We start from the raw sequence: 13,881 nt of genomic DNA, 5'->3' as shown, positions 1-13,881 counted from the left end.
CTTGAAACCAGGCGGGCCTTATCGAGGCCCTGAAGGTTTAGTTCGGCGCAAGGCTCAAGCCTTGCGCCCGATCCGATTTAGCTGGCGACGATATTGACCAGTTTGCCCGGCACTACGATCACTTTGCGGATCGTCAGGCCTTCGGTAAAGCGCAGCACGTTCTCGTTGACCCGCGCCGCTGCGTCAACCTCTTCGCGGCTGGCACTGGCGGGCATGTCGATCTGGCCGCGCAGTTTGCCGTTGACCTGGATGACCAGTTGCAACGTGTCCTGCACCAGGGCGCTGTCATCCTGCACCGGCCAGCGCGCATCGATGACCGCTTCGCTGTGGCCCAACCGGCTCCACAATTCATGGCTGATGTGCGGCGTGATCGGGGCGAGCAACAGGGTAACCGTTTCCAGGCCCTCCTGGATCAATGCGCGGTCCTGCTCGGTGGCTTGCGGGGCTTTTTCCAGCACGTTCATCAGCGTCATCACCTGGGCGATGGCGGTGTTGAATTTGTGGTGCTGGCCCACGTCCTGACCGGCTTGCTTGATGGCCAGGTGGGTGCTGCGGCGAATGGCTTTCTGCTCGTCATTCAGCGCGGCCACGTTCAGCGTGCCGGGCAGGCCCTGGCTGACATGGGCGTGGGCCAGGCGCCATACGCGCTTGAGGAAGCGGTGCGAGCCTTCGACGCCGGAGTCGGACCATTCGGCGCTCATGTCGGGCGGCGAGGCGAACATCATGAACAGGCGGCAGGTGTCGGCGCCGAACTGGTCGATCATCGACTGCGGGTCGACGCCGTTGTTCTTGGACTTGGCCATTTTCTCGGTGCCGCCGATTTCCACCGGCAGGCCGTCGGATTTCAGTTTGGCGCTGATGACCTTCGCCTTACTGTCGCGCTCGAGTTCCACGTCCGCCGGGTTGAACCAGGTGTAGGCGCCATTGGCTTCGCGGCGATAGTAGGTCTCGGCGATCACCATACCCTGGGTCAGCAGGTTCTTGAACGGTTCATCGGAGCTCACCAGGCCTTCGTCACGCATCAACTTGTGGAAGAAGCGCGCATAGAGCAGGTGCAGGATGGCGTGTTCGATACCGCCGATGTACTGATCCACCGGCAACCAATGGTCGGCTGCGGATTTTTCCACCAGGCCGCCTTGATAGTGCGGCGAGGCGTAGCGGGCGTAGTACCAGGACGACTCGACGAAGGTGTCCATGGTGTCGGTTTCACGCTTGGCCGGCGCCCCGCATTTGGGGCAGGCGCACTCGTAGAACTCGGGCATGCGGGCCAGCGGGGAGCCTGCGCCATCGGGCACCACGTCTTCAGGCAGCACGACCGGCAACTGGTCTTCCGGCACCGGCACGTCGCCGCAGGTGTCGCAGTGGATGATCGGGATCGGGCAGCCCCAGTAGCGCTGGCGGCTGATGCCCCAGTCGCGCAGGCGGAACTGGGTGCGCGAGGCACCGAGGTTTTTCTTGATCAGCGCGACTTCAATGGCGTCGAAGGCGCCGGCAAAGTCCAGGCCGTCGAACTCGCCGGAGTTGATCAGGGTACCGTGCTCGCCGTAGGCGTCTTGCCATGGCGTGGGGTTGGTATCGCCCGAGCTGGTGCGCACCACCGATTTGATCGGCAGGTCGTACTTGGTGGCGAATTCGAAATCACGCTCGTCGTGCGCCGGTACGGCCATTACGGCGCCGTCGCCGTAGTGCATCAGCACGTAGTTGGCGACCCACACCGGCAGTTTTTCACCGGTGAGTGGGTGTTCGACGAACAGCCCGGTCGGCAGGCCTTTTTTCTCCTGGGTGGCGACGTCGGCCTCGGCCACGCTGCCGCCTTTGCATTCAGCGATGAACGCCGAAAGCTCAGGGTTGTTCTGTGCGGCCTGGGTGGCCAGCGGGTGTTCGGCGGCTACGGCGACGTAGGTCGCGCCCATCAGGGTGTCGGGGCGGGTGGTGAAAACCTTGAGCGCGCCCGCTTCGCCGATGGACTCGACGTGGTACGGGAACTGCACTTCCATGCCCTTGGATTTGCCGATCCAGTTGCGCTGCATGGTCTTGACCTGTTCAGGCCAGCCCGGCAGGTCGTCGAGGCTCGACAGCAGCTCATCGGCGTAGGCAGTGATCTTGAAGTAGTACATCGGGATCTGGCGCTTTTCGATGACCGCGCCGGAACGCCAGCCGCGACCGTCGATCACCTGCTCGTTGGCCAGTACGGTCTGGTCGACCGGGTCCCAGTTCACGGTGCCGTTCTTGCGGTAGATCACGCCTTTTTCGAACAGGCGAGTGAACAGCCATTGTTCCCAGCGGTAGTAGTCCGGCTTGCAGGTGGTCACTTCACGGGACCAGTCCACCGCCAGGCCCAGGCTGCGCAGCTGGGTCTTCATGTAGGCGATGTTTTCGTAGGTCCACTTGGCGGGCGCTACGTTGTTCTTCATCGCGGCGTTTTCCGCCGGCATGCCGAAGGCGTCCCAACCCATGGGTTGCAGGACGTTTTTGCCGAGCATGCGCTGATAGCGCGAGATCACGTCGCCGATGGTGTAGTTACGCACGTGCCCCATATGTAGCTTGCCGCTGGGGTAAGGGAACATCGACAGGCAGTAGTAAGTCTCCTTGCCTGGTTGTTCGCTGACTTCAAAGGACTTTTGCGCGTCCCAGAAGGTTTGTGCGGCATTTTCGATTTCACGGGGCTGGTAATGTTCGTGCATGGCTACTTTTGAACTGAATAGGGGTGGCCTAATCCTCTTCGGTGCAGCGTTCAAGTCGAGCGACACCAAAAAGCGGCGTGTCCGTGCCCAAACCCTGCGGGAAGTGGAGTTACAGGAAGCGCCGTAGCATACATGAGCCCACTCTATCGAGGGAAACCCTGATTGCGCAGGCCTGGCCGTCTGTCGCGGCGTCAGGCAGGCCCGGCCACTGGGTCTACGCTGTTGAGTGGGGAGCGAGTCTTATCTTCAATGAGGTGAGGGGATGGTCAAATCGCAGCGAATGTTAACCAAACCGGATGTCTACCAGGGACTGATCGACCGCCTGGGTCGTGCGTTGGACGCCGCCAGCACTGCGGGTCGATTGCGTGATGAACGACCCGTCGAGCTGGAGCTGCGTGGCTTGAGCCGCGCAGAGCTGGAACTGATCAAGGCTTACCTGGAAAAAAACGAACGCTCGACGCCTCGCGGTGTGGCTTCCCCGCCACCCAGCGCGCCGACACAATCGGCCAACGTGGTGTGGCTCAAGGATGCAGCGCGCGGGCGCGGTCCGGCTACCCATCGGGCCGAACGGTTCAAGTGATGCACGCGCCGTGTAAAGCTTGGCGCTGACCCCTGATACACCTTAGGCTTCGGGCATCCATGGAGATGCTCGATGCCTATTCGCTATTTCATCAAACAATTGTTGCTGCCGCCCGGCATTCTCTTGCTGTTGCTGGCCCTTGGCTGGTGGTTGCGACGCACCCGCCCGCGCCTGGCCGGTTGCTGTTTTGCCCTGGGCTTGGGCGGGTTGTGGCTGATGAGCCTGCCGGTGGTGGTGGAGTGGAGCGCGCGGGCGCTGGAGACCGTGCCACCGTTGGCCCGTGAGGACTGGTCTACCCTGGCCCAGCGTGCAGATGCCATTGTGATATTGGGTTCGGGCCGCGAACGCGGTGACCCTGCCTGGGGCTCGGACCAGCCGACCGGTATCGGGCTGGAGCGTCAGCGTTATGCGGCGCGATTGGCCAAGGCATCCGGGCTGCCGGTGCTGACCACCGGTGGCCTGCACTACGGCACGCCGCCCAGCGAGGCAGAGCTGATGGCCGTGTCGATGCAGGATGATTTCGGCGTCACCGTGCGTTGGAAAGAAGAGCGCAGCCGAACCACCTGGGAAAACGCGCAGATGAGCGCCGAGATTCTGTTGCCTCAAGGTATCAAGCGCGTGGTGGTGGTGACCCAGGCCTGGCACATGCCGCGCTCGGTGTGGAGCTTTGAAAAGGCCGGCTTTACCGTGGTGCCGGCGCCGGTCGGCTTTCTCGGCGTGGACAATGCGCGGCCGTTGGGTGGCTGGATGCCAGAGTTCAAGTCGATATGGCAGAGCGGGTATTTGTTGAATGAGGCAGTGGGGCAGGTGGGGTATCGGTTGTTTTACAAGTAACACCACCAATCTGAATGTGGGAGGGAGCCCCCTCCCACATTGGTTTCGGGTTGGTCAATTAGACGGTTTTGGACATTCGGCCCGCCAGCAACGCCCAGCCAAACAGCATCAGGCACGCAATGATCAACGGCCACGAACGCCATTGCAGATACGGCGTGAGCTGGTGCATTGGCACCACTTCGCCATAAAGAATGCCGCGTTCGAACTGCGGGATCTGCGCGGTAATCTGCCCGAAGGGGTTAATTAGCGCGGTCACACCGTTGTTGGTGGCGCGGATCATCCAGCGACCGGCCTCCAGGGCGCGCATCTGCGCCATTTGCAGGTGCTGCAGTGGGCCGATGGAACGGCCAAACCAGGTGTCATTGCTGATGGTCAGCAGCAAGTCGCTGCGGGCCGACAGGCCGGCGGCAAATTCCGGGTACACCACTTCGTAGCAAATGAACGGCGCAATCTGGTAGCCCTTGGCCTGTAACAGCGGCTGGTCCGTCGGGCCACGGGCGAAATCCGACATCGGCAGGTCGAAGAAGGCAATCAGCCCGCGCAGCATGTCCTGCAGCGGCACGTACTCGCCGAAGGGCACCAGTTTCTGTTTGAGATAAGTACCGTCGCCTTCGCCCACCACGGTGATGCCATTGAAATAGCGCTTCTCGTGACGCACTTCCTGACGAATCGGCACCCCGGTGATCAGCGCGGTGTGCCGATCGGCAGCGAACTTGCCCATCATGTCCAGATAGCCTTCGACGGATTCCTTGAGCACTGGCACCGCCGTTTCCGGCCATACCAGCAAATCAACCGGCTTGGAGCTCAAGCTCATGTCGCGGTAGAGCGCGAGCTGGGCGGTCAGCTGTTGCGGGTCCCACTTCATGCTTTGTTCGATGTTGCCCTGGATCGCGGCCACGCTCAGCGGCGCACCGGAGGGCGTGGTCCAAGCGTGATGTTTGAGTGCCAGGCCGATCGCCCAGGGCGCGACCAGCAACGCCAGGCCCGCGCCGATGAAGGCGTTGCGCTTGGTCGCCAGCAGGCGCGGCAGGTTGCACAGCAGCGCAGCGGTCAGCGCCAGCGCAAACGAAATCAGCCACATCCCACCCATGGGCGCCAGGCCGGTCAGCGGGCCGTCCAGTTGACTGTAGCCGGAGTAAAGCCACGGGAAGCCGGTGAGGAACCAGCCACGAAACGCTTCCTGGCCGACCCATAACGCGGCAAACGTCAGCGCATCCGCCAGGGGCGCCTCATTGCGACGCAGCCAGCGTGCCCACAGCCAGGCGGGCAGGGCGAAGAACCAGGCGATCGCGGCGGTGAACAGCAGCATCAAAAAGCCCGCCAGCAGCACTGACGCGCCGCCGAAGTGGTGGATGCTGTAGTAGATCCAGCTGGTGCCGGCGCCAAACAGGCCGAAACCGAAGCACCAGCCTCGGCCCAGGGCCTGACGAGGCGTCAATTCCCGCAGGCCGACATAGAACAATCCAACCGCCACCAGCGCCAGCGGCCAGATGTCGAACGGCGCCAGCGCCAGGGTGGTGATGGCGCCGGCCACCACGGCCAGCAGATTACCGGGCCAGCCGGGAGCGGTGAGACGGCGCATGTCAGTCCTTAGCGGGCAATAGGTGTCAGGCGAATCAAGTGGATACGGCGGCTGTCGGCATTCAGGATGCGAAAGCGGTAAGCGCCAATCTCGGTGGTTTCGTTACGCTTGGGCAGGTGCCCGAACGCGCTCATCACCAGACCACCGACGGTGTCGAATTCATCGTCGGAGAACTCGCTGTCGAAGAACTCGTTGAAGTTCTCGATGGGCGTCAGCGCCTTGACCAGGAAATCGCCGCTGGGCAGCGGCTTGATGTAGCTGTCTTCTTCGACGTCGTGTTCGTCTTCGATGTCGCCGACGATCTGTTCGAGCACGTCTTCGATGGTCACCAGGCCCGCCACGCCGCCGTATTCGTCGATCACAATAGCCATGTGATTGTGGTTGGCGCGAAACTCGCGCAACAGCACATTCAGGCGCTTGGATTCAGGCACGAAGGTGGCCGGGCGCAGCAGGTCCTTGATGTTGAAGTTGTCGCCGTTCTCCTTGAGGATCAGCGGCAGCAGGTCCTTGGCCAGCAGGACACCCATTACGTCGTCATGGCTTTCACCGATCACCGGGTAGCGCGAGTGCGCCGAGTCGATCACGGCCGGGAGGAATTCCCGTGGGGTCTGGGTCGCCTTGATGCTGATCATCTGCGAGCGCGGCACCATGATGTCGCGAACCTGCAGGTCAGCCACCTGGATGGCGCCTTCGACGATGGCCAGCGCTTCGCTGTCCAGCAACTTGTTCTGGTGGGCCTCGCGCAGCAGCTCCAGCAGCTCCTGGCGGTTTTTCGGCTCGTGGGCAAAAGCCTGGGTCAATTTACCCAGCCATGACTTCTGCCCGTTGCTCGATCGGTCTTCGCTCATAGCGATTACTCTGAATCCTTTATCGTTACAGTTAGTAGGTGATGTTCAAGCTTCGTCATCTGCATAGGGGTCAGGATGACCCAACTCTGCAAGCAACGTTCGTTCCAGTGCTTCCATTTCTTCGGCTTCGTCATCGTCTATATGGTCGTAACCCAACAGATGCAAGCAGCCATGAATGACTAGATGGGCCCAGTGGGCCTCAAGTTCCTTGCCTTGTTCCTGCGCCTCACGCTCGACCACCGCGACGCAAATCACCAGATCGCCCAGCAATGGGATATCCAGCAGTTCGTCGGGCACGTCGGCGGGGAAGGACAGCACGTTGGTCGCGTAGTCCTTGTGTCGCCAGGTGTGATTCAGCTCGCGGCCTTCGGCCTCGTCCACCAGACGGATGGTCAGTTCCGAATCAGCGGTGCGCTGGCGCAGGGCCAGGGCGCACCAGGTGCGAAATTGCGCTTCGCTGGGGGCGGGCGCGTCGGTCGCCAGTTGCAGGTCCAGCTCAAGCATCGCGGCGCACGTCCCGGGTCAGGCCGTCGTCGCGGTGTTCGAAGCGCTCGTAGGCCTCGACGATGCGCTGCACCAGCGGGTGACGCACCACGTCCTTGGGCATGAAATGCGTGAAGCTGATGCCGGGCACGTCCTTGAGCACTTCGATCACCTGACCCAGGCCCGACTTGGTGCCCTTGGGCAGGTCGACCTGGGTGATGTCGCCGGTGATCACGGCGGTGGAGCCGAAACCGATACGGGTGAGGAACATCTTCATCTGTTCAACGGTGGTGTTCTGGCTTTCGTCGAGGATGATGAAGCTGTTGTTAAGAGTGCGCCCGCGCATGTAGGCGAGCGGGGCGATCTCGATCACCTGGCGTTCGATCAGCTTGGCCACGTATTCAAAGCCGAGCATTTCGTAAAGCGCGTCGTAGAGCGGGCGCAGGTACGGGTCGATCTTCTGTGCGAGGTCACCGGGCAGGAACCCGAGCTTTTCGCCGGCCTCGACCGCCGGGCGCACCAGCAGGATGCGGCGCACTTGCTCGCGCTCCAGGGCGTCGACGGCGCAGGCCACGGCCAGGTAGGTCTTGCCGGTGCCGGCCGGGCCGATGCCGAAGTTGATGTCGTTGCCGAGGATTTCCTTGACGTACTTCTGCTGATTCAAGCCGCGCGGGCGAATCATGCCTTTTTTGGTACGCAGGGCCACGCTGGCTTCGGCCACCGGATTGTTGGCCAGGTCTTCCACCGCCGATTCCTGCAGGTACAGGTGCACGGTTTCCGGCGACAGCTCGCTGCCTTTGGTCTCGCGGTAGAGACGGCGCAGCAGGTTTTCTGCCGAGGTGGTGTGCTGGGGTTCACCAATGAGCTCGAACTGATTGCCGCGATTGCGGATCTCGATGCTCATGCGTTGTTCGATCAGACGCAGGTGCTCGTCGAACTGTCCGCACAGATTGGCGAAGCGGCGAGCCTCAAACGGCTCGAGGATAAAACGATGGGGTTCTACTGTAGGTGCGTTCAAGGTCGCTTTTAGCCGCCCTTTGGCTGTTGAGGTGAAGGAGAGGATAGCGCCAGTGCTCGGCGTGCGAAAGCACTTATATAGGCTGGCTTAATCTCAAGAACCATGAAAATCCACTGTGGGAGCTGGCTTGCCTGCGATTGCGGTGTGTCAGTGCCAATAGTGTTAACTGGCCCACCGCTATCGCAGGCAAGCCAGCTCCCACATTTTGATCTTCATCAGGTCAGGGCAATCAGTTCACCAGCGATCCGCGCAACGAGTGTGGTTGCGCCGCATCAATGTGCACATCGGCGAACTGGCCGATCAGCATCGGGTTATCGCAACGGAAGTTGACGATCCGGTTGTTCTCGGTGCGGCCCTGCAATTCGCCCGGGTCTTTTTTCGAGTAATCGGTGACCAGAATCCGTTGGGTGGAGCCGACCATTTGTCGGCTGATCTCAAAGCCCTGCTGGTTGAGCCGATGTTGCAGCGCATTCAGGCGTTCCTTTTTCAGCGCTTCCGGGGTTTCGTCGAGCAGGTCGGCGGCCGGGGTGCCGGGGCGCTGGCTGTAGACGAACGAGTAGGAGAAGTCAAAACCCACGTCCTCGATCAGCTTCATGGTCTGCTGGAAGTCTTTCTCGGTTTCGCCGGGAAAGCCCACGATAAAGTCCGAGCTGATGCAGATGCCTGGCACCGCCGCGCGCAGTTTGCGCAGTTTGGATTTGTATTCCAGAGCGGTGTGGTTGCGTTTCATCGCCGACAGGATGCGGTCCGAGCCCGATTGCACCGGCAGGTGCAGGTGCTTGACCAGTTCCGGCACCTCGGCGTGAGCCTGGATCAGGCTGTCGGAGAACTCCAGCGGGTGCGAGGTGGTGTAGCGAATGCGCTCGATGCCATCCACCGCCGCCACAACGCGGATCAGTTCGGCAAGGTCGGCCAGGCGTCCGTCTTGAGTGTGGCCGCGATAGCCGTTGACGTTCTGGCCCAGCAGGGTCACTTCGCGCACGCCGTTTTCCGCCAGGTGGATGATTTCCGCCAGCACGTCGTCAAAGGGCCGGCTGACTTCTTCACCGCGGGTGTAGGGCACCACGCAGAAGGTGCAGTACTTGCTGCAGCCTTCCATCACCGACACATAGGCGCTCGGCCCGTCGATGCGCGGCTCGGGCAGGTGGTCGAATTTTTCGATTTCGGGAAACGACACGTCCACCTGCGGCAATTTGGTGATGCGTGCCGCGTCGATCATTTCCGGCAGGCGGTGCAAGGTCTGCGGGCCGAACACCACGTCGACATAGGGCGCGCGGTCGCGGATCGCCGCGCCTTCCTGGCTGGCCACGCAACCGCCGACGGCGATCACCATGTCCGGGTTGGCCAGTTTCAGTTCGCGCCAGCGGCCCAGTTGCGAGTACACACGGTCCTGGGCCCTTTCGCGGATCGAGCAGGTATTGAGCAGGATCACGTCGGCATCTTCGGCGCGGGCGGTGACTTCCAGGGCCTGGTGTTCGCCCAGCAGGTCGACCATGCGCGAGCTGTCGTACTCGTTCATCTGGCAACCGTGGGTTTCGATATAAAGCTTCTTGGCCATGGGAATCGTCAACTGGTGGTAAAGAACCGCGCATTATAGGGGGCATGTCCATTGGTTCCTAGCGTTGTGCATCGGGTGCCATGCTATAGTTCGCGCCCTCTTTTATATCCGCGATGTGTTGCTCGCCCACCATGACCAAACGTGAAGCTCCAATCTACAAGGTGATTTTTCTCAACCAGGGCCAGGTGTTCGAAATGTACGCCAAGCAGATCTATCAAAGTGATCTGTGGGGTTTTCTGGAGGTGGAAGAGTTCGTCTTTGGCGAGCGCACGCAGTTGGTCGTCGACCCGGGCGAAGAAAAGCTCAAGGCTCAGTTCGAAGGCGTGGTGCGCAGTTTTGTGCCAATGCATTCGATCGTGCGCATCGATGAAGTCGAGCGCCTGGGTACGCCGAAGATCAGCGAGGCGCGAGGCGTGAGCAATGTGATGCCGTTTCCGATGCCGATGCCTGAGAAGTAGGGCTTTAAATCCAGTGGTGCCTATCGCAGGCAAGCCAGCTCCCACAAGTGACTGCATTCCAGGGCTGGAACTCGGTCAACTGTGGGAGCTGGCTTGCCTGCGATAGCGGTATAAGGGTTCAGCAAAAATCAGGGCAGCGGTGAAAACGGCGAACGCCCATCGGCACTCTGCAGTTCCTGCAAATAGTTGCGGAAAATCTGCCCCAGCACCTGGGTCGCCACTTCCAGTTCATCGCGCTGCATGTGCTCGGCCACCTCGTCGGCGGTGTCCAGCGCATCTTCGGCGCCGTTGACCGCCGCCATCTTCAGCACGATATACGCCTGAATGTTATTGGCCGGCACGCCTTCACCCTTGAAGAACATGTTGCCGAGCTGAAACTGCGCCTGGGCGTGGCCTTGCAGCGAGGCTTTCTCGAAGTAGCTCAAGGCTTTGTTGAGGTCCACGGCAGGGTTTTTGCTGTCGTGGTAAAACTCGCCCAACTCGTATTGCGCTTGCGCGTCCCCGTCCTCAGCCTGTTTTTGGCACGCGCTCAGGGCTTCGGCCTGGCCGTCTGGCTGGGTATTGAGGGTGCAACGACCCATCGCTGGAATTAACAACGAGTTGCCGCCTGCCTGGGCATGTGCCAGCAGCGGCTGAAGGAGCAACAGGCAGCCCAGAACCAGGGTGCGGCCGGTGCGTTTCATGGGAATCGACTTACCTCTGACGGGGCGCGCGGACCCTCGTGGGATCCAATAAGCGCGCATTATGAAATAAGCAGGCCTCTGCTTACAAAGTCTTTACTCGTTTTTCTGCTGGTTGGGCAAGTTATCTGCCGGATTGCAGGTTAAATCTCGAAAAAAGTAAGAAATCTCTGTAGGCAAAGTAGCAATCCGACGCCGCTGTGGGCAACGTCAGACGGCTGTGCGGATTTATTTCAGGGCCGCGAAGGCGCGCTCGGCAGCATCCAGGGTGAGTTTCAACTCCGCGTCACCGTGGGCAATCGAAGTGAAGCCCGCTTCGAAGGCGCTCGGCGCCAGGTACACGCCACCTTCGAGCATCAGGTGGAAGAAGCGCTTGAACAGATCGGCGTCGCTGCCCATGACGTCATCAAAGGTGACGATATCGTCGGCGCCGCTGAAATACAGGCCGAACATGCCGCCGGCCTGGGTGGTGACGAATGGAATGGCAGCGGCATCGGCGCGTACTTGCAGGCCGTCGAGCAGGCGAGTGGTGTAGTCGGTCAGCTCGGCGTGGAAGCCCGGACGGCTGATCAGGCGCAGGGTGGTCAGGCCGGCGGCCATGGCCAGCGGGTTACCCGACAGCGTACCGGCCTGGTACACCGGGCCCAGCGGCGCGATGTGCTGCATGATGGCGCGCTTGCCGCCAAAGCAGCCCACCGGCATGCCGCCGCCGATGATCTTGCCGAACGTGCTCAGGTCGGGCGTCACGCCGTAATGGGCTTGGGCACCGCCGAGGGCCACGCGGAAACCGGTCATCACTTCGTCGAAAATCAGCACCACGCCGTGCTTGTCGCATTGCTCGCGCAGGCCTTCGAGAAAGCCCGGCGCCGGCGGCACGCAGTTCATGTTGCCGGCCACCGGCTCGACGATGATGCACGCCACTTCCTGGCCGACTTCGCTGAGCATCTGCTCGACAGCGCCGATGTCGTTGAACGGCAGGGTCAGGGTGTGTTTGGCAAACGCCGCCGGCACACCGGCCGAACTTGGCACGCCCTGGGTCAATGCCCCGGAGCCGGCCTTGACCAGCAGGCTGTCAGAGTGGCCGTGGTAGCAGCCTTCGAACTTGATGATGCTGTCGCGGCCAGTGAAACCACGGGCCAGGCGGATCGCGCTCATGGTGGCTTCGGTGCCGGAGCTGACCATGCGCACCATTTCCATCGACGGCACGATGGAGCAGACCAGATCGGCCATCTCGGTTTCCATGGCGGTCGGCGCGCCGTAGGACAAACCGTGTTGCAACTGCTGGCGCACCGCGTCAAGCACATCGGGGTGACTGTGGCCGAGGATCATCGGACCCCACGAACCCACGTAGTCGACGTAGCGCTTGTCATCTTCGTCGGTGACGTAGGCACCTTCGGCGTGCTTGAAGAACAACGGCGTGCCGCCCACGCTCTTGAACGCACGCACGGGGGAGTTCACACCGCCGGGGATGTGTTTCTGGGCATTGGCAAACAGGGTTTCGGAACGGGACATGGTGAGTCTCTCTGCAATCAAATCTTGAGAAGGGCGTTGAACGCACGGGCGCGGCGCGTGACTTCCTGGGTGCTGTCGGCGCCAAACAGGCCATGGACCACGGCCAGCAGGTCGGCCCCATGGGCCACCAGCGGTTCGGCGTTGTCGAGGGTCACGCCGCCGATCACGCAGATCGGCAACTGCAGACGCTTGCGCGCCTGGGCGAGCATGTCGACGCTGGCGGACGGGGCGCCGGGCTTGGTGCTGGAATTGAAGAAGCGGCCAAAGGCGACATAACTGGCGCCTTCTTTGGCGGCCTGCTCGGCCAGTTCGATCTGGCTGTGGCAGGTGGCGCCGATGATCGCTTTGGAGCCGAGCAGGGCGCGCACCGGGGCCAATGGGCCGTCGGTCTGGCCCAGGTGCACGCCCACGCTCAAGCGTGCGGCCAGTTCGGCGTCGTCATTGATGATCAGGCGGGTCTTGTAGCGCGAGCAGAGCTCGTGGAGTTTCTCCGCTTCGCGCAGGCGCCGGGCCTCGTCGCTGCTTTTGTCGCGGTACTGCAACAGGGTCACACCGCCCTCCAGCGCCGCTTCGACGTAGGCGAGGAATTTACCGGCCAGCAATTGGCTGTCGGTGATGGCATAAAGGCCACGTAGTTTCATCGATCAGGCCTCTCGGTGTTGCGAGTTGATGTTGCGCGTTGAGGTTACGAACAGAAATCCAGTGGCAACCGGCGCGGTACGAACTGGCCTTGGCCGAGTTGTTCGGCGTCCCGCAGGGTGCGCCAAGTGTAGTTGAGGGCCGACTGCACGGCGCTGACCAGGCCTTCGCCGTGGGCCAGCCGACCGCTGAGGGCGCTGGCCAGCGTGCAGCCCGAACCGTGATAGCTGCCGGGCAGGCGCTGGCAGGTAAAGGTCCGGCGTGTGCCGTCCCGGCTGTACAGGCGGTTGTGTACCTCATGCTCGTCGCCATGGCCGCCGGTGATCAGCAGGTGCCGGATAAACGGCAGCAGCTTCTCGGCGCAGTCGTCGGCGCTGCCATCCGGCAGTTCGGCGAGGATGCGCGCTTCGGGCAGGTTGGGCGTGGCGATCAGCGACAGCGGTAACAGGCGCTCGCGCATCGCGTAGCCGACTTCGTCCTTGCCCAGGCTACCGCCGCCGCCAGCCCGCAACACCGGGTCGCAGACCACCGGCAGGTGCGGGTGCGCCTGCAGCAGCTCGACGACCGTGTCGACCATCGCAGTGGAGCCGAGCATGCCCAGCTTCACCGCCGCCACTTCAGAGTCGCTGAGCACGGCGTTGGCCTGGGCCAATACCCACTCGCGGTCGAGCACGCGGAAATCGCTGACGTTGACCGTGTTCTGCACGGTCAGGGCCGTGACGGCCGGCGCCGCATGGCAACCCTGGGCGAGCAGGGCTTCGATATCTGCCTGCAGGCCGGCGCCACCACTGGGATCATGGCCGGAGAGACAGAGAACAACAGGGCGAGAGCTGTAGATATTCATGGTGCGCGAGCTTACCACCAAACGCTTTTTGCGTGGCTGCTCGGCGATGGCTGAATTTTGCGCGAGAGCGTCGTTTTTCTGGCGCTTAATGCGCCTGAAAAATGGCTGAAAAGCCCGTCCCAGAGCCTTTCAAAATAACCTTCCAATAGTGTCCAATGGCC

13 protein-coding genes are annotated in these 13,881 nt (G+C 61.9%); 3 read left to right on the top strand and 10 right to left on the bottom strand.

The genetic code is table 11. The annotated features are described in order from the left end of the window. Positions 1-77 precede the first annotated feature (77 nt). A complete protein-coding gene (leuS, locus tag TU75_RS16690) occupies positions 78-2,684 on the bottom strand; it encodes a leucine--tRNA ligase (protein WP_060549540.1) in 2,607 nt (868 codons plus the stop codon). 262 nt (positions 2,685-2,946) lie between these two features. Between leuS and TU75_RS16685 the strand changes: the two genes are divergently transcribed. Continuing rightward, positions 2,947-3,264: a hypothetical protein gene (locus TU75_RS16685; protein WP_060549539.1), complete on the top strand. Its 318-nt coding sequence runs from the start codon at positions 2,947-2,949 to the stop codon at positions 3,262-3,264. A gap of 72 nt (positions 3,265-3,336) precedes the next feature. Next, positions 3,337-4,098 carry a YdcF family protein gene (locus TU75_RS16680; RefSeq protein ID WP_060549538.1) on the top strand — a complete coding sequence of 254 codons (762 nt, stop codon included), beginning with the start codon at positions 3,337-3,339 and terminating at the stop codon, positions 4,096-4,098. A 58-nt stretch (positions 4,099-4,156) separates the two neighbouring features. Here the strand turns inward: TU75_RS16680 and lnt are convergent, their stop codons facing one another. From lnt to miaB, 5 genes are all read right to left on the bottom strand, one after another. Further along, positions 4,157-5,680, bottom strand: a complete 1,524-nt coding sequence (lnt, locus tag TU75_RS16675; protein ID WP_060549537.1) for an apolipoprotein N-acyltransferase — start codon at positions 5,678-5,680, stop codon at positions 4,157-4,159. A gap of 8 nt (positions 5,681-5,688) precedes the next feature. Continuing rightward, on the bottom strand, positions 5,689-6,528 hold the full coding sequence (locus TU75_RS16670; RefSeq protein ID WP_015373027.1) for a CorC family transporter: 840 nt from the start codon (positions 6,526-6,528) through the stop codon (positions 5,689-5,691). Between the two features lie 45 nt (positions 6,529-6,573). Next, positions 6,574-7,032 carry an rRNA maturation RNase YbeY gene (ybeY, locus tag TU75_RS16665; RefSeq protein WP_003236998.1) on the bottom strand — a complete coding sequence of 153 codons (459 nt, stop codon included), beginning with the start codon at positions 7,030-7,032 and terminating at the stop codon, positions 6,574-6,576. Continuing rightward, complete coding sequence (locus tag TU75_RS16660; RefSeq protein WP_003236996.1) at positions 7,025-8,029, bottom strand: PhoH family protein; 1,005 nt, start codon at positions 8,027-8,029, stop codon at positions 7,025-7,027. Before TU75_RS16660 ends, ybeY begins: the two co-directional genes overlap by 8 nt. A 229-nt stretch (positions 8,030-8,258) precedes the next feature. Next, positions 8,259-9,587 carry a tRNA (N6-isopentenyl adenosine(37)-C2)-methylthiotransferase MiaB gene (gene miaB / locus TU75_RS16655; RefSeq protein ID WP_003236994.1) on the bottom strand — a complete coding sequence of 443 codons (1,329 nt, stop codon included), beginning with the start codon at positions 9,585-9,587 and terminating at the stop codon, positions 8,259-8,261. A 131-nt stretch (positions 9,588-9,718) separates the two neighbouring features. Between miaB and TU75_RS16650 the strand changes: the two genes are divergently transcribed. Next, positions 9,719-10,045 carry a DUF1820 family protein gene (locus TU75_RS16650; RefSeq protein ID WP_003236992.1) on the top strand — a complete coding sequence of 109 codons (327 nt, stop codon included), beginning with the start codon at positions 9,719-9,721 and terminating at the stop codon, positions 10,043-10,045. Between the two features lie 128 nt (positions 10,046-10,173). Here the strand turns inward: TU75_RS16650 and TU75_RS16645 are convergent, their stop codons facing one another. The 4 genes from TU75_RS16645 to TU75_RS16630 form a co-directional block, all read right to left on the bottom strand. Continuing rightward, a complete protein-coding gene (locus TU75_RS16645; RefSeq protein ID WP_003236991.1) occupies positions 10,174-10,728 on the bottom strand; it encodes a tetratricopeptide repeat protein in 555 nt (184 codons plus the stop codon). A gap of 225 nt (positions 10,729-10,953) precedes the next feature. After that, positions 10,954-12,237 carry a glutamate-1-semialdehyde 2,1-aminomutase gene (gene hemL, locus TU75_RS16640; protein WP_060549536.1) on the bottom strand — a complete coding sequence of 428 codons (1,284 nt, stop codon included), beginning with the start codon at positions 12,235-12,237 and terminating at the stop codon, positions 10,954-10,956. 17 nt (positions 12,238-12,254) lie between these two features. After that, positions 12,255-12,878, bottom strand: a complete 624-nt coding sequence (gene thiE / locus TU75_RS16635; protein ID WP_060549535.1) for a thiamine phosphate synthase — start codon at positions 12,876-12,878, stop codon at positions 12,255-12,257. Between the two features lie 44 nt (positions 12,879-12,922). Then, complete coding sequence (locus TU75_RS16630; RefSeq protein ID WP_003236985.1) at positions 12,923-13,720, bottom strand: hydroxymethylpyrimidine/phosphomethylpyrimidine kinase; 798 nt, start codon at positions 13,718-13,720, stop codon at positions 12,923-12,925. Between the last annotated feature and the right edge of the window lie 161 nt (positions 13,721-13,881).

Origin of the sequence: Pseudomonas poae, assembly GCF_001439785.1 — a bacterium.
In the GTDB taxonomy this organism is placed as follows: domain Bacteria; phylum Pseudomonadota; class Gammaproteobacteria; order Pseudomonadales; family Pseudomonadaceae; genus Aquipseudomonas; species Aquipseudomonas poae.
This window is presented reverse-complemented; position numbering and strand designations above follow the sequence as displayed.

What these genes read in the sequence shown, in the direction of transcription:
- lnt (WP_060549537.1), bottom strand. Translation starts at nt 5,680, where the DNA reads ATGCGCCGTCTCACCGCTCCCGGCTGGCCCGGTAATCTGCTGGCCGTG.
- TU75_RS16680 (WP_060549538.1), top strand. Translation starts at nt 3,337, where the DNA reads ATGCCTATTCGCTATTTCATCAAACAATTGTTGCTGCCGCCCGGCATT.
- leuS (WP_060549540.1), bottom strand. Translation starts at nt 2,684, where the DNA reads ATGCACGAACATTACCAGCCCCGTGAAATCGAAAATGCCGCACAAACC.
- ybeY (WP_003236998.1), bottom strand. Translation starts at nt 7,032, where the DNA reads ATGCTTGAGCTGGACCTGCAACTGGCGACCGACGCGCCCGCCCCCAGC.
- miaB (WP_003236994.1), bottom strand. Translation starts at nt 9,587, where the DNA reads ATGGCCAAGAAGCTTTATATCGAAACCCACGGTTGCCAGATGAACGAG.
- TU75_RS16685 (WP_060549539.1), top strand. Translation starts at nt 2,947, where the DNA reads ATGGTCAAATCGCAGCGAATGTTAACCAAACCGGATGTCTACCAGGGA.
- TU75_RS16645 (WP_003236991.1), bottom strand. Translation starts at nt 10,728, where the DNA reads ATGAAACGCACCGGCCGCACCCTGGTTCTGGGCTGCCTGTTGCTCCTT.
- thiE (WP_060549535.1), bottom strand. Translation starts at nt 12,878, where the DNA reads ATGAAACTACGTGGCCTTTATGCCATCACCGACAGCCAATTGCTGGCC.
- TU75_RS16670 (WP_015373027.1), bottom strand. Translation starts at nt 6,528, where the DNA reads ATGAGCGAAGACCGATCGAGCAACGGGCAGAAGTCATGGCTGGGTAAA.
- hemL (WP_060549536.1), bottom strand. Translation starts at nt 12,237, where the DNA reads ATGTCCCGTTCCGAAACCCTGTTTGCCAATGCCCAGAAACACATCCCC.
- TU75_RS16650 (WP_003236992.1), top strand. Translation starts at nt 9,719, where the DNA reads ATGACCAAACGTGAAGCTCCAATCTACAAGGTGATTTTTCTCAACCAG.
- TU75_RS16630 (WP_003236985.1), bottom strand. Translation starts at nt 13,720, where the DNA reads ATGAATATCTACAGCTCTCGCCCTGTTGTTCTCTGTCTCTCCGGCCAT.